20 protein-coding genes, 3 tRNA genes and 3 other RNA genes are annotated in these 21785 nt (G+C 56.6%); 22 read left to right on the forward strand and 4 right to left on the reverse strand.

From position 1 onward, the window contains the following. Window positions 1-45: 45 nt before the first annotated feature. From sucC to NIM72_RS17580, 19 genes are all read left to right on the forward strand, one after another. Window positions 46-1212 carry an ADP-forming succinate--CoA ligase subunit beta gene (gene sucC / locus NIM72_RS17490; RefSeq protein ID WP_253421331.1) on the forward strand — a complete coding sequence of 389 codons (1167 nt, stop codon included), beginning with the start codon at window positions 46-48 and terminating at the stop codon, window positions 1210-1212. Next, window positions 1212-2087, forward strand: a complete 876-nt coding sequence (gene sucD / locus NIM72_RS17495; RefSeq protein WP_161732145.1) for a succinate--CoA ligase subunit alpha — start codon at window positions 1212-1214, stop codon at window positions 2085-2087. Before sucC ends, sucD begins: the two co-directional genes overlap by 1 nt. Before the next feature lie 576 nt (window positions 2088-2663). Continuing rightward, the gene (gene cydA, locus NIM72_RS17500) at window positions 2664-4235 is read left to right on the forward strand and encodes a cytochrome ubiquinol oxidase subunit I (protein ID WP_161732147.1); all 1572 of its coding nucleotides are present in this window, start codon (window positions 2664-2666) and stop codon (window positions 4233-4235) included. 11 nt (window positions 4236-4246) lie between these two features. Further along, entirely contained in the window at window positions 4247-5386 is a 1140-nt protein-coding gene (gene cydB / locus NIM72_RS17505; protein WP_161732149.1) for a cytochrome d ubiquinol oxidase subunit II, read from the forward strand. Between the two features lie 15 nt (window positions 5387-5401). Then, entirely contained in the window at window positions 5402-5506 is a 105-nt protein-coding gene (gene cydX, locus NIM72_RS17510) for a cytochrome bd-I oxidase subunit CydX (protein WP_013357150.1), read from the forward strand. Next, window positions 5506-5799, forward strand: a complete 294-nt coding sequence (ybgE, locus tag NIM72_RS17515) for a cyd operon protein YbgE (RefSeq protein ID WP_161732151.1) — start codon at window positions 5506-5508, stop codon at window positions 5797-5799. Before cydX ends, ybgE begins: the two co-directional genes overlap by 1 nt. A gap of 177 nt (window positions 5800-5976) precedes the next feature. Next, window positions 5977-6381 carry a tol-pal system-associated acyl-CoA thioesterase gene (gene ybgC, locus NIM72_RS17520; RefSeq protein WP_010260759.1) on the forward strand — a complete coding sequence of 135 codons (405 nt, stop codon included), beginning with the start codon at window positions 5977-5979 and terminating at the stop codon, window positions 6379-6381. Then, complete coding sequence (gene tolQ, locus NIM72_RS17525; RefSeq protein WP_003853142.1) at window positions 6378-7064, forward strand: Tol-Pal system protein TolQ; 687 nt, start codon at window positions 6378-6380, stop codon at window positions 7062-7064. The genes ybgC and tolQ overlap by 4 nt, the downstream gene beginning before the upstream one ends. Window positions 7065-7077: 13 nt before the next feature. Next, window positions 7078-7506 carry a colicin uptake protein TolR gene (tolR, locus tag NIM72_RS17530; protein ID WP_013357153.1) on the forward strand — a complete coding sequence of 143 codons (429 nt, stop codon included), beginning with the start codon at window positions 7078-7080 and terminating at the stop codon, window positions 7504-7506. Between the two features lie 27 nt (window positions 7507-7533). After that, window positions 7534-8883, forward strand: a complete 1350-nt coding sequence (gene tolA, locus NIM72_RS17535; RefSeq protein WP_253421341.1) for a cell envelope integrity protein TolA — start codon at window positions 7534-7536, stop codon at window positions 8881-8883. A gap of 115 nt (window positions 8884-8998) precedes the next feature. Further along, window positions 8999-10294, forward strand: a complete 1296-nt coding sequence (tolB, locus tag NIM72_RS17540) for a Tol-Pal system beta propeller repeat protein TolB (RefSeq protein ID WP_013357155.1) — start codon at window positions 8999-9001, stop codon at window positions 10292-10294. A 51-nt stretch (window positions 10295-10345) separates the two neighbouring features. Continuing rightward, window positions 10346-10873 (forward strand): peptidoglycan-associated lipoprotein Pal, encoded by a 528-nt coding sequence (gene pal, locus NIM72_RS17545; protein ID WP_003853135.1) that lies wholly within the window; start codon window positions 10346-10348, stop codon window positions 10871-10873. A gap of 9 nt (window positions 10874-10882) precedes the next feature. After that, window positions 10883-11677, forward strand: coding sequence for a cell division protein CpoB (cpoB, locus tag NIM72_RS17550; protein WP_161732155.1), 795 nt, complete (start codon window positions 10883-10885; stop codon window positions 11675-11677). 164 nt (window positions 11678-11841) lie between these two features. Beyond that, window positions 11842-11917: transfer RNA gene (locus tag NIM72_RS17555), tRNA-Lys, on the forward strand. Window positions 11918-11987: 70 nt separating this feature from the next. Further along, window positions 11988-12063 (forward strand) — tRNA-Lys (locus NIM72_RS17560). Window positions 12064-12109: 46 nt separating this feature from the next. Further along, window positions 12110-12185: transfer RNA gene (locus tag NIM72_RS17565), tRNA-Lys, on the forward strand. A 43-nt stretch (window positions 12186-12228) separates the two neighbouring features. After that, window positions 12229-12362, forward strand: a non-coding RNA gene (locus tag NIM72_RS17570) — RtT sRNA. Between the two features lie 43 nt (window positions 12363-12405). Further along, window positions 12406-12539, forward strand: a non-coding RNA gene (locus NIM72_RS17575) — RtT sRNA. Between the two features lie 43 nt (window positions 12540-12582). Then, a non-coding RNA gene (locus NIM72_RS17580) (RtT sRNA) lies at window positions 12583-12716 on the forward strand. A gap of 275 nt (window positions 12717-12991) precedes the next feature. On the opposite strand, the gene NIM72_RS17585 is transcribed toward NIM72_RS17580, so the two are convergent. Next, a complete protein-coding gene (locus tag NIM72_RS17585) occupies window positions 12992-14467 on the reverse strand; it encodes an AlkA N-terminal domain-containing protein (RefSeq protein WP_253421344.1) in 1476 nt (491 codons plus the stop codon). Window positions 14468-14625: 158 nt separating this feature from the next. On the opposite strand from NIM72_RS17585, the gene NIM72_RS17590 reads away from it, so the two are divergent. The 3 genes from NIM72_RS17590 (at window position 14626) to pnuC (ending at window position 17093) form a co-directional block, all read left to right on the forward strand. Continuing rightward, window positions 14626-15159: a methylated-DNA--[protein]-cysteine S-methyltransferase gene (locus tag NIM72_RS17590; RefSeq protein WP_222924342.1), complete on the forward strand. Its 534-nt coding sequence runs from the start codon at window positions 14626-14628 to the stop codon at window positions 15157-15159. A 126-nt stretch (window positions 15160-15285) separates the two neighbouring features. After that, window positions 15286-16347: a quinolinate synthase NadA gene (nadA, locus tag NIM72_RS17595; RefSeq protein WP_253421347.1), complete on the forward strand. Its 1062-nt coding sequence runs from the start codon at window positions 15286-15288 to the stop codon at window positions 16345-16347. 23 nt (window positions 16348-16370) lie between these two features. Then, on the forward strand, window positions 16371-17093 hold the full coding sequence (gene pnuC / locus NIM72_RS17600; protein WP_161736263.1) for a nicotinamide riboside transporter PnuC: 723 nt from the start codon (window positions 16371-16373) through the stop codon (window positions 17091-17093). Here the strand turns inward: pnuC and zitB are convergent. The 3 genes from zitB to NIM72_RS17615 are packed head-to-tail and all read right to left on the reverse strand — an operon-like array spanning window position 17087 to window position 21706. Continuing rightward, entirely contained in the window at window positions 17087-18076 is a 990-nt protein-coding gene (gene zitB, locus NIM72_RS17605; protein ID WP_161736264.1) for a CDF family zinc transporter ZitB, read from the reverse strand. The two genes, pnuC and zitB, sit on opposite strands and share 7 nt — an antisense overlap. After that, complete coding sequence (locus NIM72_RS17610; RefSeq protein WP_253421350.1) at window positions 18054-21143, reverse strand: ATP-binding protein; 3090 nt, start codon at window positions 21141-21143, stop codon at window positions 18054-18056. Before NIM72_RS17610 ends, zitB begins: the two co-directional genes overlap by 23 nt. Further along, window positions 21125-21706 carry a response regulator transcription factor gene (locus NIM72_RS17615; protein ID WP_161736266.1) on the reverse strand — a complete coding sequence of 194 codons (582 nt, stop codon included), beginning with the start codon at window positions 21704-21706 and terminating at the stop codon, window positions 21125-21127. Before NIM72_RS17615 ends, NIM72_RS17610 begins: the two co-directional genes overlap by 19 nt. Window positions 21707-21785 lie beyond the last annotated feature (79 nt).

Consider the following 21785-nt stretch of genomic DNA (forward strand, 5'->3'; position numbering starts at 1 on the left):
CGCCCAACCTCAATACTCTTTTCAGACCTGAATGGATAGAACATCATGAACTTACACGAATACCAGGCGAAACAACTGTTTGCACGGTATGGCATGCCGGCACCAACGGGTTACGCCTGTACTACACCACGTGAAGCGGAAGAAGCAGCCTCTAAAATTGGCGCAGGCCCGTGGGTAGTTAAATGTCAGGTTCATGCCGGTGGCCGCGGTAAAGCGGGCGGTGTGAAAGTGGTTAACAGCAAAGAAGAGATTCGCGCATTTGCTGAAAACTGGCTGGGCAAACGTCTGGTGACCTATCAGACAGACTCAAACGGCCAGCCGGTAAACCAGATTCTGGTTGAAGCGGCAACCGACATCGATCAGGAGCTCTACCTGGGCGCGGTGGTCGATCGCGCAACGCGTCGCGTGATTTTCATGGCCTCTACCGAAGGCGGCGTGGAAATCGAAAAAGTGGCGGAAGAGACCCCGCACCTGATCCACAAAATGGCGCTGGATCCCCTGACCGGCCCGCAGCCTTATCAGGGCCGTGAGCTGGCGTTCAAACTTGGCCTGACCGGCAAGCTGGTAGGACAGTTCACCAAGATCTTCATGGGTCTGGCGACCCTGTTCCTGGAGCGCGATCTGGCGATGGTTGAGATCAACCCGCTGGTCATCACTAAACAGGGCGATCTGATCTGCCTGGATGGCAAACTGGGTGCCGATGGCAATGCCCTGTTCCGTCAGCCAGAGCTGCGCGAAATGCGCGATCCAAGCCAGGAAGATCCACGTGAAGCGCATGCGACACAGTGGGAACTGAACTATGTTGCGCTGGAAGGCAACATCGGTTGTATGGTTAACGGCGCAGGTCTGGCGATGGGCACCATGGACATCGTTAAGCACCATGGCGGTCAGCCAGCCAACTTCCTTGATGTCGGCGGTGGCGCAACGAAAGAGCGCGTGACCGAAGCCTTCAAAATCATCCTGTCTGACGATGCGGTTAAAGCCGTCTTCGTTAACATCTTCGGCGGTATCGTACGCTGTGATCTGATTGCCGATGGCATCATTGGCGCAGTCGCTGAAGTGGGTGTGAACGTGCCAGTGGTGGTACGTCTGGAAGGTAACAACGCCGAGCTGGGCGCACAGAAACTGGCGGACAGCGGTCTGAACATCATTGCAGCAACCAGCCTGACAGACGCCGCACAGCGTGTTGTTGCTGCCGCGGAGGGTAAATAATGTCCATTCTGATCGACAAAAACACCAAAGTCATTTGCCAGGGTTTCACCGGTGGCCAGGGGACTTTCCATTCTGAGCAGGCGCTGGCATACGGCACCCAGCTGGTTGGCGGCGTAACGCCAGGCAAAGGCGGCACGACTCACCTTGGCCTGCCGGTGTTCAACACCGTACGCGAAGCGGTAGAAGCGACCGGCGCAACCGCCACCGTGATCTACGTTCCGGCGCCTTTCTGTAAAGATGGCATCCTGGAAGCGATTGAAGCAGGTATCAAACTGATCATCACCATCACCGAAGGTATCCCGACCCTGGATATGCTGACTGTGAAAGTGAAGCTGGATGAAGCGGGCGTGCGGATGATCGGTCCAAACTGCCCGGGCGTGATCACCCCAGGCGAATGTAAGATCGGCATCATGCCGGGCCACATTCATCAGCCGGGCCGCGTCGGTATCGTTTCCCGTTCAGGCACCCTGACCTATGAAGCGGTTAAGCAGACCACTGACATCGGCTACGGCCAGTCAACCTGCGTCGGCATCGGTGGTGACCCGATCCCTGGCTCTAACTTCATCGACATCCTGAAAATGTTCCAGGACGATCCACAGACTGAAGCGATCGTGATGATTGGTGAAATCGGTGGTAGCGCAGAAGAAGAAGCCGCCGCCTTCATCAAAGAGCACGTGACCAAGCCGGTTGTGGGCTACATTGCTGGCGTAACCGCGCCGAAAGGCAAGCGCATGGGCCATGCTGGCGCCATCATTGCCGGTGGTAAAGGTACAGCAGATGAGAAATTTGCTGCGCTGGAAGCCGCAGGTGTGAAGACCGTTCGCAGCCTGGCTGACATCGGTGACGCGGTTAAAGCCGTATTACCGGCAAATTAAGTCGGCGTCATCTGAGACTAAGCCACCTCCGGGTGGCTTTTTTTATGCCGGTAACGCACAGTCTTAACTCAGACAATTAAAAAGAAGAGGGCAGAGTCAGATAACCATTCAGGTATTGGTTGCGTTAAAAAAAAGTATCAAAGGTAAACTATTTTTTCCCCGCCTTATTTCATTAATGACATCTCATTAACAAGAAACCCACCTGACTTTATCTGGAAACTTATTGCGTTAATCCAGATCAATTAATCACGATTTAAATCCAACTATATCGCTGGCAAAGCGCAACGCTAAGAGCGTAAATTGCGCTGCATCAATCCAGCCTTTTACACAAATTTTCAAACGTCTGCTCAATCCGGGATGACACCCGCTTTTCTCCTGTTAAAGCACGCGTTAATGAAAGCGCGGATTGACAATTTTCAGAGCTGCTTCATTCGCTACTCGCCTGTTCGGGCAGCTCACAGATCTGTTCTGCTGGTAATAAAAAAACTGGAATCAATAAACAGCCGTTCCTGACTCTGATTACGTTCGTTCTGATCGCGCGCGTGACAGAGACAAAGCGAGGAGCAAGGAGTCCTTATGTTAGATATCGTCGAACTGTCGCGGTTACAGTTTGCCTTAACAGCGATGTACCATTTTCTGTTCGTCCCTTTAACGCTGGGTATGGCGTTTTTGCTGGCGATCATGGAGACGGTTTATGTCCTGAGCGGCAAACAAATTTATAAAGATATGACGAAGTTCTGGGGCAAGTTATTTGGTATTAACTTTGCGCTGGGTGTCGCCACAGGCCTGACCATGGAATTTCAGTTCGGGACAAACTGGTCATATTACTCTCACTACGTCGGCGATATCTTCGGCGCGCCGCTCGCCATTGAGGGTCTGATGGCGTTCTTCCTGGAATCGACCTTTGTCGGCCTGTTCTTTTTTGGCTGGGATCGGCTGGGTAAAGTGCAGCACATGGCGGTGACCTGGCTGGTGGCGCTGGGCTCGAATATGTCTGCGCTGTGGATTCTGGTTGCCAACGGCTGGATGCAGAATCCCATCGCCTCGGAATTCAACTTCGAAACTATGCGCATGGAAATGGTCAGCTTCTCTGAGCTGGTACTGAACCCGGTGGCGCAGGTTAAATTTGTTCACACCGTTGCGGCCGGTTACACCACCGGCGCGATGTTCATTCTGGGTATCAGCGCGTGGTACATGCTGAAAGGGCGTGACATTGCTTTTGCTAAACGCTCGTTCGCTATCGCGGCCAGCTTTGGTATGGCGGCGGTGCTCTCCGTGATTCTGCTGGGCGATGAGTCAGGCTACGAAATGGGCGACGTGCAGAAAACCAAGCTGGCCGCTATCGAAGCGGAGTGGGAAACCCAGCCAGCCCCGGCGTCATTTACGCTGTTTGGCCTGCCCGATCAGGCAACGCAGGAGAACCGGTATGCCGTGCAGATCCCGTGGCTGCTGGGCCTTATCGCGACCCGGTCCATCGATAAGCCGGTCACCGGTCTGAAAGATCTGATGGCTCAGCATGAAGTGCGTATCCGTAATGGCATGAAAGCCTACACCCTGCTGAATGAACTGCGCAGCGGCAGTCAGGATCCCGCAGTACGTGACGCGTTCAACAGCCACAAGCAGGATCTCGGTTATGGTCTGCTGCTGAAGCGCTATACCGACAACGTAGCGGATGCGACCGAAGCACAGATCAAACAGGCCACGCAGGACTCTATCCCACGTGTGGCGCCGCTCTACTTCGCCTTCCGCATCATGGTGCTGTGTGGCGTACTGCTGCTGGGTATCATCGCGCTCTCCTTCTGGAGCGTAATACGCAATCGCGTCGGCAAAAACCGCTGGTTACTGAAAGCGGCGCTGTTTGGTATTCCCTTACCCTGGATTGCTGTCGAATCAGGCTGGTTCGTGGCGGAGTATGGTCGTCAGCCCTGGGCTATCGGTGAAATCCTGCCGACAGCAGTGGCCAACTCCTCGCTGACTGTTGGCGATCTGCTGTTCTCGATGATCCTGATCTGCGGACTCTACACGCTGTTTCTGGTGGCAGAGATGTACCTGATGTTCAAATTCGCCCGCCTTGGGCCGAGCAGCCTGAAAACCGGGCGTTATCATCATGAGCAGATCACGGCAACCACTCAGCCGGTTCAGGGATAAGGAGAGCGACCATGTTTGATTATGAAGTTCTGCGCTTTGTCTGGTGGCTGCTGATCGGCGTGCTGCTGATTGGCTTTGCTGTCGCAGATGGTTTTGATATGGGCGTCGGGATGCTGACGCGCATGCTGGGCCGCACTGATACTGAACGTCGCATCATGATTAACAGTATCGCTCCGCACTGGGACGGTAACCAGGTCTGGCTGATCACCGCGGGTGGCGCGCTATTTGCTGCCTGGCCGATGGTTTACGCGGCAGCCTTCTCCGGCTTCTATGTGGCGATGATTCTGGTGCTCGCGTCGCTGTTCTTCCGTCCGGTCGGTTTCGATTACCGCTCGAAGATTGAAGATAACCGCTGGCGCGGTGCCTGGGACTGGGGCATTTTTATTGGCAGCTTCGTGCCGCCGCTGGTGATTGGCGTGGCCTTTGGCAACCTGTTACAGGGCGTGCCATTCCATGCCGATGCGTATCTGCGCCTGTTCTATACCGGCAACTTCTTCCAGCTGCTGAATCCGTTTGGCCTGCTGGCGGGTGTGGTCAGTGTGGCGATGATTCTGGCGCAGGGCGCAACCTACCTGCAGATGCGCACTACTGGCGAACTGCATCTGCGTTCGCGTACCGCTGCACAACTTGCCGCGCTGGTGATGATGGTCTGCTTCATCCTGGCGGGTGTCTGGGTGAAATACGGTATCGATGGTTATGTGGTGACCAGCACAGTGGATCACTTCGCCGCCTCGAATCCACTGGGAAAAACTGTCGTACGCGAAGCGGGTGCCTGGATGGTCAACTTCCAGAACCATCCTGTACTGTGGCTGTTCCCGCTGCTCGGTTCAGTGCTGCCGCTGCTTACCGTACTCTGCTCGCGGGTTGAGAAGGGCGCCTGGGCGTTCCTGTTCTCCTCACTGACCCTGGCCTGCGTCATCATGACCGCCGGCATTGCGATGTTTCCGTTCATTATGCCATCCAGCACCGTGCCGGGAACCAGCCTGACAATGTGGGACGCAACGTCCAGTCTGCTGACGCTGCAAACCATGACCGTGGCCGCCGCTATCTTTGTCCCAATCATTCTGATTTACACCACCTGGTGCTACTGGAAGATGTTTGGCCGTATTACCAAAGAGCAGATTGAAAGCAACAGTCACTCACTCTATTAATAAAGGAGATGTCGCATGTGGTATTTTGCCTGGATTCTCGGCACGTTGCTGGCCTGTGCCTTTGGTATCGTGACCGCTCTGGCGATTGAACACGTTGAAGCGCAGGATGAGACTCACTGATGCGCACGCCAATTCGGATGCTCTATGATCTGATGGATAAGGGCCCGTTACGGGCCCTTTCACTGCTGCTGGCGCTGCTGACGGCGGGCGGCGTGATGTGGGATCCGACCCGTTTTGCTAATCAGGCGGGCCAGCTTCCTGCTCTGCAGGGGCTGGTGCTGATCTGGGCGGTCTGCTGCGGCGTAATTCACGGTGTGGGTTTCCGGCCACGGAAAACCCGATGGCAGGCGCTGTTTACGCCGTTACCGGCTCTGCTGGTGTTATTGATTGCGCTTTACCGTTTTTACCTTTAATCCCCGCCTCACCCGCGCTGTCAGTGAATATTTGTCAGCGCCGGGTCAATAAATCTCTCTGAAATCGTTCCGTTTGTTACGGAGCGATAATTATTTTCGCCTGGCTCTGGCGACCCATTCCCAACCCCAATTCTCTTGCGTATAGTAGCAACGTTTAAAACGAGGCCGGGATGTAGAGTGAGTACAACGCTGTTTCGCTGGCCGGTTCGGGTCTACTACGAAGATACTGATGCCGGTGGTGTGGTTTATCACGCCAGCTATATCGCTTTTTATGAACGAGCACGTACCGAAATGTTGCGACAGCACCATTTCAATCAGCAGACGCTGTTAGAACAGCAGATCGCTTTTGTGGTACGGCGCATATCGGTGGACTATCTGGCGGCGGCGCGTCTTGATGACCTTCTGGAGATCCAGAGTGAGGTCACATCAATGACACGGGCTACCATGACGTTCACGCAGCGTATCGTGAATACTGAAGGCAAAGTGCTCAATGAGGCAGAAGTCCTGATTGCCTGCATTAACCCACACCTGATGAAGCCGATTGCGCTTCCCAAGTCTATTGTCGCGGAGTTCAAGCAGTGACTGACATGAACATTCTTGATTTGTTCCTGAAGGCGAGCCTTCTGGTCAAACTTATCATGTTGATTTTGATCGGCTTTTCTATTGCCTCCTGGGCCATCATTATTCAGCGCACACGTATTCTGAATGCGGCGGGAAGAGAAGCGGAGGCGTTTGAAGACAAATTCTGGTCCGGCATCGAACTCTCGCGCCTGTATCAGGAGAGCCAGGAGCGCCGGGAAGAACTGGGCGGCTCAGAGCAGATTTTCTATTCCGGCTTCAAAGAGTTTGCCCGCCTGCATCGCGCCAATAATCATGCGCCGGAAGCGGTCATTGACGGAGCGAGTCGTGCTATGCGCATCTCAATGAACCGTGAGCTGGAAGCGCTGGAAAACCACATTCCGTTCCTGGGAACGGTCGGCTCTATCAGTCCTTACATCGGGCTGTTCGGTACCGTCTGGGGAATTATGCACGCCTTTATCGCGCTGGGCGCGGTGAAGCAGGCGACGCTGCAGATGGTGGCACCGGGTATTGCTGAAGCACTGATTGCGACCGCAATCGGCCTGTTTGCCGCGATTCCGGCGGTCATGGCGTATAACCGTCTGAACCAGCGCGTAAACAAACTGGAGCAGGGCTACGACAATTTTATGGAAGAGTTCACTGCCATCCTGCATCGCCAGGCTTTCTCCAGCGATAGCGCTAAGTAAATAGAGGTTAATGATGGCCAGAGTACGTGGTCGCAAAAGCCGCGACCTGAAGTCGGAAATCAACATCGTTCCGCTACTGGACGTCCTGCTGGTGCTGTTGCTGATCTTCATGGCGACGGCACCCATTATTACCCAGAGCGTGGAAGTGGATCTGCCGGATGCGACCGATTCTAAAACGGTTTCCAGCGACGATAATCCGCCGGTAATTGTCGAAGTAGCGGGCGTGGGGCAGTACAGCCTGGTCGTGGATCACGATCGTATGGACCAACTCCCCCCTGAGCAGGTCATCAGCGAAGCGCAGCGTCGACTGGAAGCGAATCCTAAGACGGTCTTTTTGATCGGGGGCGCGAAAGAGGTGCCTTACGATGAAATTATTAAAGCGCTCAACCTGCTGCATCAGGCGGGTGTTAAATCTGTCGGTTTGATGACGCAGCCGATTTAAAATCGAACCGTTTTTTGGGAACCGAGTGTGTCGAAGGCAACCGAGCAAAACGAGAAGTTAAAGCGCGCGATAATCATTTCGGTGATTCTGCACATCGTGCTGATCGCGCTGCTGATTTGGAGCTCGTTTAATGAGCATGTTGACCCCAGCAGTGCGGGTGGTGGTGGCAGTGATATTGATGCAGTGATGGTCGATCCTGGTGCCGTCGTAAGTCAATACAATCGTCAGCAGAACCAGCAGAGTGACAGCCAGCGGGCTGAGCAGCAGCGTAAAAAGCAGGCGCAGCAGCAGGCTGAAGAGCTGCAACAGAAACAGGCCGCTGAACAGCAGCGTCTGAAAGCGCTGGAAAAAGAGCGTCTGGCCGCGCAGGAAACGGCGAAAGAAGAGGCTAAACAGCAGGCTGAGCAACAGAAAGCAGCTGAAGAGGCCGCTAAGCAGGCTCAGGAACAGCAGAAAACCGCTGAAGCAGCGGCAGCCAAAGCTAAAGCGGATGCGAAAGCCCAGGCGGATGCACAGGCAAAAGCCGCCGCCGAGCAGGCGAAGCAGGCCGCTGCCGACGCAAAGAAGCAGGCTGATCAGCAGGCGAAAGCCGCGGCGGCGGCCGCGGCAAAAGAGAAAGCCGTTGCGGAAGCCAAAGCAAAGTCTGAAGCGGATGCCAAAGCGGCGGCTGAGGCCAAAGTGAAAGCGGCGGCGGATGCCAAAGCCAAAGCGGCCGAAGAAGCGAAAGAGAAAGCTGCAGAAGCCAAAGAAAAAGCCGCAGAGGCGGCGAAAGAGAAGGCCGCTGAAGCCGCGAAAGAGAAAGCTGAGGCGGCCAAAGAAGCCGCAAAAGAGAAGGCAGAAGCGGCTGCCAAGGCGAAAGCCGATGCCGCGGCAAAAGCCAAAGCCGATGCGGCAGCCAAAGCAAAAGCCGATGCGGCAGCCAAAGCAAAAGCGGATGCCGCTGCTAAAGCCAAAGCAGATGCCAAAGCGAAAGCGGCCGCTGATGCGGCTAACGACAGCGATGTCGATGATTTACTGGGTGGACTCGCTTCCGGCAAAAATGCACCGAAAAGCGGCACCTCAGGTGGCGCAGCAGGGCAGGGCAACCAGAAGAAAGCGGGCGCATCAGGCGCGGAGATCAACTCCTACATGGGTCAGGTTGTGAGCGCGATTCAGAGCCGATTCTACGATGCCGATCTGTATCGCGGAAAAACCTGTGATTTGCGGATTAAACTTGCGCCTGACGGCTTGTTGATTGATGTTAAGTCAGAGGGGGGCGATCCCGCGCTCTGTCAGGCCGCGATTGCTGCCGCCAAACAGGCACGTATTCCGAAGCCGCCTTCGCAGGCGGTCTACGAAGTGTTTAAAAACGCCCCGATGCGTTTTAAACCGCAATAATGCAGTCACGGTCGGCAAGTTGATCTATGTTTAGCTTGCCGTACTTAAGTTGTACTCGTGGTTTCCAGGAACAGTGCCAATTATCGTGGACTGAGGTTCAGATAAGGGAGATAAAATGAAGCAAGCTCTTCGCGTTACGTTAGGCTTTTTTATCCTGCTGTGGGCAGCCATGCTGCATGCAGAAGTTCGAATTGAGATCACCCAGGGTGTTAACACCGCGCGCCCGATTGGTGTGGTGCCGTTTAAATGGGCGGGTGCGGGTGCCGCGCCAGAAGATGTCGGCGGTATCGTGGCGGCTGACCTGCGCAACAGTGGCAAATTTAATCCACTGGATCGCTCGCGTCTGCCACAGCAGCCTGCCAGCGCGCAGGAAGTTCAGCCTGCCGCCTGGAGCGCGCTCGGCATTGATGCCGTTGTCGTCGGTCAGGTTGCTTCTAACCCGGATGGCAGCTATCAGGTTTCTTACCAGTTGGTTGATACCGGCGGTGCGCCAGGTACCGTACTGGCTCAGAACTCGTATAAAGTGACTAAACAGTGGCTGCGTTATGCTGCCCACACGGCCAGTGATGAGACGTTCCAGAAGCTGACCGGCATTAAAGGTGCTTTCCGTACCCGTATCGCCTATGTCGTGCAGACCAACGGCGGTCAGTTCCCGTATGAGCTGCGCGTCGCTGACTACGATGGTTACAATCAGTTTGTGGTACATCGTTCACCACAGCCACTGATGTCGCCAGCCTGGTCTCCGGATGGCAGCAAAGTTGCCTACGTGACCTTTGAAAGCGGCAAATCTGCGCTGGTGGTTCAGACGCTGTCTAACGGTGCTATCCGTCAGGTCGCCTCTTATCCACGTCATAACGGTGCACCGGCGTTTTCGCCAGATGGCTCTAAGCTCGCTTTCGCGCTCTCTAAAACCGGCAGTCTGAACCTCTATGTGATGGATCTGGCGTCAGGTCAGACGCGTCAGGTGACAGATGGCCGCTATAACAGCACTGAACCAACCTGGTTCCCGGACAGCCAGACGCTGGCTTATACCTCGGATCAGGCGGGTGCGCCTCAGATCTATAAAGTCGGCCTTAACGGCGGCACGCCACAGCGTATTACCTGGGAAGGTGGTCAGAACCAGGATGCGGATGTCGCAACAGATGGTAAATCTATGGTGATGATTAGCACCAGCGGTGGTGCTCAACACGTCGCCAAACAGGATCTGGAAACGGGAGCCGTTCAAACGTTAACGGACACGTTCCTGGATGAAACGCCGAGCCTGGCACCAAACGGCACAATGGTAATCTATAGCTCTACTCAGGGGATGGGTTCCGTACTGCAGTTGGTTTCAACCGACGGTCGTTTCAAAGCGCGTCTTCCGGCAACTGATGGACAGGTCAAATTTCCTGCCTGGTCGCCGTATCTGTAATGTCTGACAGTTCAGACATCGCAAACAATAAACAATAATGGGATTTTTGAAATGCAACTGAACAAAGTGCTGAAGGGTTTGATGCTGGCTCTGCCGGTTCTGGCAGTAGCGGCTTGTAGCTCACACAAAAACAACAACAATGACCAGACTGGCATGGGCGCTGATGGCGCTTACGGTGCAAACTCTGGCATGAACGGTAACGGCGGCAACATGTCTTCTGACGAGCAGGCTCGTCTGCAGATGCAGCAGCTGCAGCAGAACAACATCGTGTACTTCGGCCTGGACAAGTATGACGTTCAGTCTGATTACGCACAGATGCTGGATCAGCACGCGACCTTCCTGCGCAGCAACCCATCATACAAAGTGACCATTGAAGGTCACGCGGATGAGCGCGGTACGCCGGAATACAACATCGCCCTGGGCGAACGTCGTGCTAACGCCGTTAAAATGTACCTGCAGGGTAAAGGCGTGTCGGCTGATCAGATGTCTATCGTTTCTTACGGTAAAGAGAAGCCAGCCGTTCTGGGTCATGACGAAGCAGCGTATTCTAAAAACCGTCGTGCCGTACTGGTCTACTAAGAGAATCACATGGTTAGTAACTTCAGACGTCATCTGTTGAGTCTGTCGTTACTGATTGGCGTAGCGGCCCCCTGGGCCGCTAATGCCCAAGCGTCAATCAGTAACGTTGGCTCCGGCTCGGTCGAAGACCGTGTCACCACTCTTGAACGAATCTCTAATGCCCAGGCACAGCTGATGCAGCAACTGCAGCAGCAGATGAGTGATAACCAGCGTGATATTGATGCGCTGCGTGGGCAAATCCAGCAAAACACGTATCAGTTGAATCAGGTGGTTGAGCGGCAGAAGCAGCTCTACCAGCAGATTGACACGCTAAGCAGCGCCAGCAGCAGCGGCGGGCAGCAGGCTGCCGGCAGCGACGCCGCAGCGGATACAGGCGCAGCAGCAACCGCAGGCGCGGCAGCATCCACGGGGAGCGCACCCGCGCAGACCGGCGATGCCAACAGCGATTACAATGCGGCTGTGGCGCTGATTCTGGAGAAGAAACAGTATGACCAGGCGATCAGCGCGCTTCAGGCGTGGGTAAAACGTTACCCTGATTCGACCTATCAGCCGAATGCGAATTACTGGCTGGGTCAGCTGAACTACAACAAAGGCAAAAAGGACGACGCGGCTTATTATTACGCCACGGTGGTGAAGAATTATCCGAAGTCGCCGAAAGCTGCAGAAGCGTTGTTGAAAGTGGGTGTCATCATGCAGGAGAAGAAAGATACGGCGAAAGCCAAAGCGGTCTTCCAGCAGGTGATCAAACTTTATCCAGACACCGAATCTGCTAAACAGGCGCAGAAACGTCTGGCAGGCCTGTAATTTGTCCGGTTCAGACCAGATATCGTGTGATTTCTGGTCTTGCCGTATGAAAGGTAAGCAACTGAAGCATTTAGCAGAAATAAGAGTTGCGCTACCCCGCTAAATCAGTAATATATGCCGCCGTTGCCGGGACACATTGAAAAGTGTCTGGTCAGCCTGAAGATGGGTCGTTAGCTCAGTTGGTAGAGCAGTTGACTTTTAATCAATTGGTCGCAGGTTCGAATCCTGCACGACCCACCATCTCCTTCAGACGCGCTTTTACCGCGCTGTTTTAAGAAGAACACTTCAGCATTGCTTCACAACCTAAGATGGGTCGTTAGCTCAGTTGGTAGAGCAGTTGACTTTTAATCAATTGGTCGCAGGTTCGAATCCTGCACGACCCACCATCTTATCTCAGCTGCCTGGCGCGCTGAACGGTTGTAAGCCCCCAGCGGGTCGTTAGCTCAGTTGGTAGAGCAGTTGACTTTTAATCAATTGGTCGCAGGTTCGAATCCTGCACGACCCACCAATTAAGAAAGAAGCGCCTTTAAGGCGCTTTTTTCGTTTCCGGGGCACGGACTTTATCGTGCAGGGTGAGAACCTGCAGCAGGTTCGACTGAATCGCCCGGCGATTCAGGCTGATGCGTTAGCATCACCCGGAGGGTGAGGCCCTGGAAGGGCCGAGGCAATCCTGCACGACCCACCCATTAAGAAAGAAGCGCCTTTAAGGCGCTTTTTTCGTTTCCGGGGCACGGACTTTATCGTGCAGGGTGAGAACCTGCAGCAGGTTCGACTGAATCGCCCGGCGATTCAGGCTGATGCGTTAGCATCACCCGGAGGGTGAGGCCCTGGAAGGGCCGAGGCAATCCTGCACGACCCACCCATTAAGAAAGAAGCGCCTTTAAGGCGCTTTTTTCGTTTCCGGGGCACGGACTTTATCGTGCAGGGTGAGAACCTGCAGCAGGTTCGACTGAATCGCCCGGCGATTCAGGCTGATGCGTTAGCATCACCCGGAGGGTGAGGCCCTGGAAGGGCCGAGGCAATCCTGCACGACCCACCCATTAAGAAAGAAGCGCCCTCAGGGCGCTTTTTTCGTTTCTGCGGCACTAACTCACTTTGAAGAAGCAAAACACCTCAAGTGCTTGAGGTTGTCGCTGCCCGCTGTTTGATCGAGCCTGCGCAGAGAACAGGATCAGATCGGAAAGACGTAAAAGCCGTCATCCCTGACCTGCTCGGCCCGCGCCGTCCCTGGCGCGGGACGCTTTCCTCTTCTGACCCTGTTCCCTGCGCGTTGAGCATCTGTATTGTTGACAGAGTTGCCCCCAAATCTCGCCCTCACGCCTTTTTCTTCACCTTTGCCACCGCCAGGCTCTCCCAGATATGCATCACCGCATAGCTGCGCCAGGGACGCCAGGATTGCGAGCGCGCTTCCGCTTCTTTGGATGACAGGCCGCCCAGGTTGTTACGGATGGCGATATCCTCTTTGGGAAAAGCATCCGGCCAGCGCAGGGCGCGCATCGCGATATAATGCGCTGTCCAGGGGCCAATGCCCGGCAGGCTGACCAGCTTTTTTATCACCTCGTCAGGCTGCTGAGCGGCGCTAAGACGCAGGTCACCGCTGGCGCAGGCGCTGGCAAAGGCGATGATGGCGCGGGAGCGCGCGGCGCTGACAATGCCCATCGGTGCAACATCGTCCACCGTCAGTCCGGCGATACGTTCAGGAAGCGCGGTATAACGGGTGAGATCGGCAAAAGGCGTCTCGCAGGGCTCACCGAAGGCGGCGGCAAAGCGGCTGCTGACCGTGGTGGCTGCTTTGACCGTTACCTGCTGGCCGATAATGGCGCGCACGCCCAGCTCAAAAGCGTCAAACGCGCCAGGCACGCGCAGACCCGGATGCGCGATCAGGCTGGGCGCCAGCAGCGGATCCTGGGCCAGGCAGGTGGCGATACGCTGCGGCTGCGCGTCAAGATCGAACAGGTCACGCAGACGGCGCAGCAGCAGAGGCAGCACTGGCGTCAGGGACGTTGAGAGCGTCACCTGCAATGCGTTCTTCTGCGGCAGATGGGAAACGCTGACCCAGCCCCGGCAGCGACCCAGCGCTACGGTGCGTCGCCAGCTGCCATCTTCCACTGCTTCGACCTCCTTCATCAGGTGCGTCTGCAAAAACCAGAGCATCGCTGCCCAGTCGTAGGGTGGGCGATAGGCCAGCCGCAGCGTCACGTGGTTGCCGGGCTGCGCACGTTGAGTGCCCGTATCGTCCCGACGCAGCGCGCTCGGCGTCATGCGGTAGCGCGCCTGGAACACATCATTAAAGCGACGCAGGCTGCTGAAACCGCTGGCGTAGGCGACTTCTGTAACCGGCAGTTGTGTTTCGGTCAGCAGCTGTTTTGCCAGCAGCATACGCCGCGTCTGCTTCAGCTCCATCGGCGAGACGCCGAGTTCAAGCTGCACGATACGGCGCAGCTGACGCAGGCTAAGGCCGAATTCAGCGGCAATCGCTTCCAGACCTTCGCGCTCCTCCAGCATGCCTTCCTCAATGCGCTGAATCAGCCGCTCCGCCACACGATGCGGCTGATCAACGGGCGCATTGCCGGGTGCCAGTTCTGGCCGGCAGCGCAGGCAGGGACGGAAGCGCGCTTTTTCCGCTGCCTCGGCGCTGCTGAAGAAAAGGCAATTCTTCTGCATGGGTGCTTTGACCGGGCAGATCGGACGGCAATAGATACCGGTTGACGTCACGCCCACAAAGAAAACGCCGTCAAAGCGGGTATCACGAGAGGTCAGCGCCTGATAAGCAATGTCGGGATCGATCATGGTATTTCTCCGGTAAATAAGCACAGCCTACAATGGTGAATCCCGAGAGACTGGCTGTTTTCGGACAGCACAACAGTTTAGAACCATGACCGAAAACAGCCAGTCAGGCTGATGAAAAGTGCGATAATAGGCGATGAAACCGTGACGGGAGAATCACTATGTACTACTTCAAACCGATAGTTACCCCGGTAGGCGAGCTGAAACTGGTCGCCAGCGACAGTGGCCTGGCGGGCATCTTGTGGGAAAATGATGATCCGAAGCGCACCCGATTTTTGCCCCAGACGCGCGATGACGATCATCCCATCCTGCTTGAAACTGAGCGTCAGCTCAGCGAGTACTTTACCGGTGCGCGTCGCTGCTTTGAGCTGCCGCTCGATTTTGTTGGTACCGAGTTTCAGAAAAAAGTCTGGCAAGCGCTGGTGGCGATTCCGTTTGGTGAAACGCGCAGCTACAGCCAGATTGCCAGAGAGATCGGCCATCCGCTGGCAGTACGGGCGGTCGGCGCGGCCAATGGCCGTAATCCACTCTCCATTGTTGCGCCATGCCACCGCGTGATCGGTGCCAACGGCAAGCTGACCGGCTTTGCCGGCGGGCTGGATATCAAAGCTTTCCTGCTGGCGCTGGAAGCGCCGCAGTCGCTTCCCGACAAAGCGGCTCCAGAGCCGGTCCAGTTAGTGATACAGGCGGACTAAAAATCCCACGACACAGTCTGACTTTTCCGTTATCGTGTTTAGCATATAAAACAAGACGGCGGATTAATCGCCATTATTCGCCTTATCAGGCGATTTTCGTTAATTAGATAAAACGAGAGCTGTGTCATGAGTGTGATGTTTGATCCTGAAAGCGCCGTTTACCCTTTTCCACCTAAACCTGCTCGTCTGAGTGACGACGAGAGGGCGTTTTACCGTGAGAAAATCAAAGCGCTGCTGAAGGCGCGTAACGCGGTGATGGTGGCGCACTACTACACCGATCCGGAAATTCAGGCGCTGGCGGAAGAGACCGGCGGCTGCGTCTCTGACTCGCTGGAGATGGCGCGCTTTGGCAGCAACCATTCTGCCACCACACTGCTGGTGGCAGGCGTACGCTTTATGGGCGAAACCGCCAAAATCCTCAGTCCCGAAAAAACCGTGCTGATGCCGACGCTGCAGGCGGAGTGCTCCCTGGACCTGGGCTGTCCAATCGAAGAGTTTAACGCCTTCTGTGATGCCCATCCCGATCGCACCGTCGTGGTCTATGCCAATACCTCAGCTGCTGTCAAAGCGCGGGCCGACTGGGTAGTGACGTCCAGCATTGCGGTTGAGCTGATTGAGCATCTCGACAGCCTGGGCGAAAAGATCATCTGGGCACCGGATCGTCATCTTGGCCGCTACGTCACCCATAAATCGGGGGCGGATGTGCTCTGCTGGCAGGGTGCCTGCATTGTGCATGACGAGTTTAAAACCCAGGCGCTGCAGCGTATGAAAGCGCTCTATCCCGACGCAGCGGTGTTGGTGCACCCGGAGTCGCCGCAGGCGATTGTCGATCTGGCGGACGCGGTCGGCTCGACCAGCCAGCTGATTCAGGCGGCGAAATCCCTGCCACATCCGCAGATGATTGTCGCCACCGATCGCGGCATCTTCTACAAGATGCAGCAGGCAGTACCGGACAAAGAGCTGCTGGAAGCGCCGACCGCGGGTGAGGGCGCAACCTGCCGCAGTTGTGCTCACTGTCCATGGATGGCAATGAACGGCCTCAAAGCCATCGCAGAGGCGCTGGAGACGGGCGGGGCGGAACATGAGATTCACGTGGATGAGGCGCTGCGTGAGGCGGCGTTACTGCCGCTTAATCGCATGCTATCCTTTGCAGCGGAACTTAAACTCAACGTGAAGGGCAACGCCTAAGCGTTCCCGGACAGGTGCTCAGCATGGATTTCTTCAGCACACATAATATTCTGGTTCATATTCCTCTGGGTGCCGGGGGCTACGATCTCTCATGGATTGAGGCCATCGGCACGCTGGCGGGCTTACTCTGTATCTGGTTTGCCAGCCTGGAAAAAATCATCAACTATCCGTTCGGTTTGATCAACGTTACGCTGTTTGCGGTGATCTTCTTTCAGATCCAGCTCTATGCCAGCCTCCTGCTGCAGCTCTTCTTCTTTGCCGCCAATATCTATGGCTGGTACGCCTGGAGCCGTCAGACCGCCGATCATCAGGTCGAGCTGAAAATCCGCTGGCTGCCACTGCCCAAAGCGCTGGCCTGGGCGGCGGGTTGTGTGATCGCCATTGCGCTGATGACCCTCTATATCGATCCGGTGTTTGCGCTGTTAACCCGTACAGCGGTGACGCTGATGAACGGTCTTGGCCTGTCGGTAGCGATGCCCGCGTTGCAGCCGGATGCCTTCCCGTTCTGGGATTCCTGCCTGATGGTGTTGTCGATTGCGGCGATGGTGCTGATGACGCGCAAATATGTTGAGAACTGGCTGCTGTGGGTCATCATCAACGTGATTAGCGTGATGATTTTCGCCCGTCAGGGCGTGTATGCGATGTCGCTGGAGTATGTGATTCTGACGCTGATTGCGCTGAACGGATCGCGTATGTGGATCCGCAGCGCGCGGCAACAGGGTTCCCGCGCGCTCTCGGCTCAGTGAGTGTGGGCTTCGCCTTTAGCGTGCGCAGGGTCATGATCATGGTCGTGAGAATGACTGTGATCATGGCCGGAGGCAGCAGCGCTGCTTAAGCCGAGTTCACACTCGGCACCGGCACAGGGCTGATACTCCATCTGCACGGTCGCATGCGCAATCTGATAGTGCTGGCGCAGATAGTCGTGGATACGATGCAGCAGCGCATCGTGATCGTAAGGCGGGATCACCTGCGCATGCAGCGTCAGCAGCGGCTTTTCGCCGACCTGCCACAGATGCACATGGTGAACATTGCGCACTTCGGCGATGTTCAGCGTCAGATCCCGTATCAGCCGGTTCACATCCAGCGAATGCGGTGTCCCTTCCAGTAACTCCTGCAGACTTTCACGCAGCAGCGCCCAGGCGCTGCGCAGCACCAGCAGGGAGACCAGCAGTGACAGAATCGGGTCGATAGGCGTCCAGCCGGTCAGCAGAATAATCACCGCCGCCACAATCGCGCCCACCGAACCCAGCAGGTCACCCATGACATGCAGCGCGGCAGCCCGCACGTTGAGGTTCTTTTCTCCACTGCCGTGATGCAGCAGCCAGAATGACAGAATATTGGCCAGCAGGCCGCCAATCGCGATCCCCAGCATCAATCCGCCCGTCACCGGCTGCGGGTCGGCAAAGCGACGCACTGCCTCCCAGACGATAAGCACGGTAATGCCCAGCAGCGCAATCGCGTTAACAAATGCCGCTACCGTGGTCAGACGCAGCAGGCCAAAGGTGTGGCGTGCATTAGGTTTACGGCGTGAGAAATGGACCGCCAGCAAGGCCATCAACAGAGCGGCGGCGTCGGTCAGCATATGCCCGGCGTCCGCCAGCAGCGCCAGTGAACCTGAGAGCCAGCCGCCAATGACTTCAGCAACCATGAAGACGACTGTCACCCCGAAGGCGGCCGCCAGACGCGTGCGATTACTATCCTGCCCGCTATGAGTGTGGGTATGTGCCATAAGATTCCAGTTTTTTCAGTAACCTGTTTGCGAATAATATCAGTAATTGCCACGTCTCAGACGTGTCCTGATGCTGTTTAACCTGCTCCGTCAGCTGCTGGCTGAGTTGCGCGCCATGCTCCAGCCCTGCCAGCAAGCAGCTTCCTTTCATCCGGTGTGCTGCTTCGGCGAACTGCGTCCAGTCTGCGCGTTCGTGTGCCTCACGCATCACAGCCAGGTCCTGTGTCACCGTACTGTGCAACGTCTGGCTCAGACGGCTGAGGAATTTGTCATTCTGCTGCGCCAGCTGCCACAGGTTGTCATCCAGTGTCGCCAGCGGATCGTCCTGCCGCTCCTGCTGCCACTCTGCCAGCAGCGCGCTGAGATCGGCTAACTGCACCGGTTTAATCAGCACACGCTCGCCCGCCTCAGGTGACTGCGACAGCAGCTGCGCGTCAGCCGAGCAGAGCACCCGCATCGCCTGACGTCTGCGCTGGCGGTCACGACGACGCAATATCCGCAACAACAGCGTACCGTCAGGGCGCGGCATCATCTGGTCGATAAACAATAGATCATAAGGCTGCTTTGCGTCGGCCTGCAGCAGTGCGCGTCCCTGTTCGAAGATGTCAGCCTGAATTGCAAAGCGCGCCAGCTGCTGCTGCATCACCAGCAGATTGGCTGGATGGTCATCGACAATCGCCACCCTAAGCTGAGGAAAGCCGGGCAGGGTCGTGTCGTCTGCGTGGTTTACCGGTGCGCAGATCTGCAGCGGCAGCGTCACGGTGACCTGAGTACCGTGCCCAGGTTCAGAGGCGAGCCGGATGTCGCCGCCCATCCGCAGCACCATTTCCCGGCAGATAAACAGCCCCAGGCCGCTGCCCTGCACCGAAACCGATTTACCGGACGGCGCCTGATACCAGGGATCAAACAGCTTCTGCTGCTCCTCTGGCGGAATACCGCTGCCGCTGTCGCTCACTGTCAGAATCAACTGTTGTTGCTGTGCGGCCAGGGTCAGACGAATCGCGCCGTGGCGGGTGAATTTTAGCGCATTGGTCATCAGGTTGTTTACAACCTGCTGCAGGCGGTCGGCATCAATCAATACGGTGTCAGGCAGCGGCGTCAGCGCCTCGACGATCAGACGTGGGCCGTCAGCGCGCATCAACGGATGATAAAAATGCTGCTGTTGATCGAGCCACTGCGCCAGCGCCAGCGGACGAGGTGCCAGGGTAAAACTGTTGCTCTCGATGCGTGCATGATCCTGCAGGTCATTCAGCAGAGTCAGCAGCGATTGTGCGCTGCTGTGCAGTAGCGAAAGGTTCTGGCTGCTGTGCTGCTGCTTCTCCAGCTCCAGCAGACCCAGGATCGCCTGCATTGGGGTACGCAGCTCATGACTGACGGTCGCCAGAAACTGGCTTTTCATTGCATTGGCATGTTCCGCCTGTTCACGCTGCTGACGTTCCCGGCGCTGTTGCCAGTAGCGGCGCGCCAGCAGCAACAGCAGCAGCACAATGGCCGCACCTGCCACCGCCAGCACCATCATCGGCAGCGAACGCATCGCCATCACGCTGCCGGGCTGCGGCGGGGTTGACCAGCTGTCGCGCATCTGGCTCTGTGTGTCAGCCGGGATCTGCTGCAGCGCGCGATCCAGCAGGGTGCGCAGCACCGGCTGCTCAGGCGTGACGCCCAGCGCGATTGGCCAGGCGATATCGCTGGCGGCAAAGGCGAGATGAATACGGGCATCATCCCGGCTGGCGATGCGCCAGCGGGCGGAGAGTACGTTATCGACCAGCACATCGATCTGCCCCTTTGCCAGCGCGTCATAGAGACTATTACGATCGGCAAACGGCTGTGGCTTGAGATCCGCAGGGAGCAGACGCAGCGCCAGGTCATCCTGCAACACGCCGATCCGCTTGCCTTGCAGGTCGCGCCAGTGAGCCAGCGTATCGGACTGGACGCTATAAATGCCCCACAGCGCACGCCACACCGGCAGCGACGTGCTCTGCATCGCATCGCCATTCAGCGGCTGCATCAGCTGCAGCATTGCCTGCTTTTGCTGAATCAGCGTGCTGGCCTGACGGGGATTACTGACCCACACCGGCTCAAACGCTAATCCGGTGCTCTGCGCAATCGCTTTCAGCAAATCCACGCCATAGCCTCGGGCAGTTCCGCTGGCATCGCGATAACTCCAGGGATAGTTGTCCGGTTCGGCGGTATAGGTAATACGCGGATGATCGGCAATCCAGGCGCGCTCAGCGGGGCTGAGCATCAGAGTCTGGGTGTCCTGATAGCGCGGCAGGCTGCTGCTCCAGCGTGCCTGTAGCGTGTTCATCAGTTCTGCAGGCAACTGACGCAGGCTCTGATTTATCCAGCTGATAAGCTGGGGATCGCGCGCCACCGCGCGCAGGTTGAGCTGGCCGGCCTCAATATGGGAGGCGATCTGATAAATCTGGCCCTGTTGCAGCTGGCTCAGCAGAAAACCGGCGCTGGTCTCATCTGCCACCACATAGTCATTTTGCTGATTAAGCAGGGTATAGAGCGCCTGCAGGTCGCTGCTGTAGCGTTGCCAGCTGTGACGGGCCGCCAGCGCAGATGGCAGCTGTGCCAGCGTGCTGTCACTGATAGCAAGCGAGGCATTCTGGCTGTTAAACATCACGGCACGCTGGTTTTGCTGATTGCGGTAAACCCGCAGCGGACTGCTGAACCAGTTTTCGCTGCTCAGGGTGCCGGGTGGCAGTGGGTCGCTCCACATGCCCAGCGCAAAATCGATCTGGCCGCTGGTCAGCGCCTGCATCAGATGTGGTTGATCGCTGTAGAGGTTAAGCGTGAACTGCGCACCGGTCAGCTGTCGCAGCGCGGAAAGATAGTCGGCATTGATGCCATAGAGGTCATTGCCGATGCGCATTGCCCAGGGCGCGTGGTTCTCTTCCAGCAGGCCGACGCGCAGGATCCTGCCCTGCATCGTTTCCGCGTGCGTCACCGGCAGCATCATCGGCAGATTCACGCTGCTCACCGGACGCACCTCAGCCAGTCCGGTGCCGCACCAGAACAGCAGGATCAGCAGAATAACCCTCACTGCTGGGCTTTCCACAGGTCAGCCAGTTCCACTACTGAGCGGGCTCCGGTTTTTTCCAGAATGTTCTTTTTATGAGTACTGACCGTTTTGTTACTGATGTGCAACTGAGCCGCGATTTGCAGATTGGATAGTCCACTGGCCAGCAGTGCCAGAATCTGACGCTCCTTCTGGGTCAGGGGCAGCTCAGGCTCATCATCCATCACCGGAAAGGCCGTCTGACCGCCCAGCACCGCCAGGATGGCGCTGAGTAATTGCGTCATGCGCTGACTCTTTACCACGTAACCGGCCGCACCCAGCGCCTGGGCGCGACGCACATAGTGGCGGGTCTGCTGCGCAGAGTAGATGAGCACCGGGCAATCAGGCCGATGGATCTTCAGACGACGAAGAAACTCCAGGCCATCACTGTCCGGCAGGCCGATATCCAGCACGATAATGTCCAGTGGCTCCTGAAGTAAGGGGCGGGCGGCTTTTTCACTGATGGCAGAGAGGAGTTTAATGGGTATGGGTGACTGGCTCAGGGCAGCTTCCAGTGCCACTTCAACCAGCGGATGATCGTCAATCAGAAGCAAAACGGCCATGAAGGATTTCCTGTAAATTTCACAGGATTAGCATAGCGGAAGAGTGGGGCAGAGGGGAGAAAAACCAGGAGAACGTCAG

This window comes from Pantoea sp. B550 (genome assembly GCF_024158165.1).
GTDB classification, from domain to species: Bacteria; Pseudomonadota; Gammaproteobacteria; order Enterobacterales; family Enterobacteriaceae; genus Pantoea; species Pantoea alfalfae.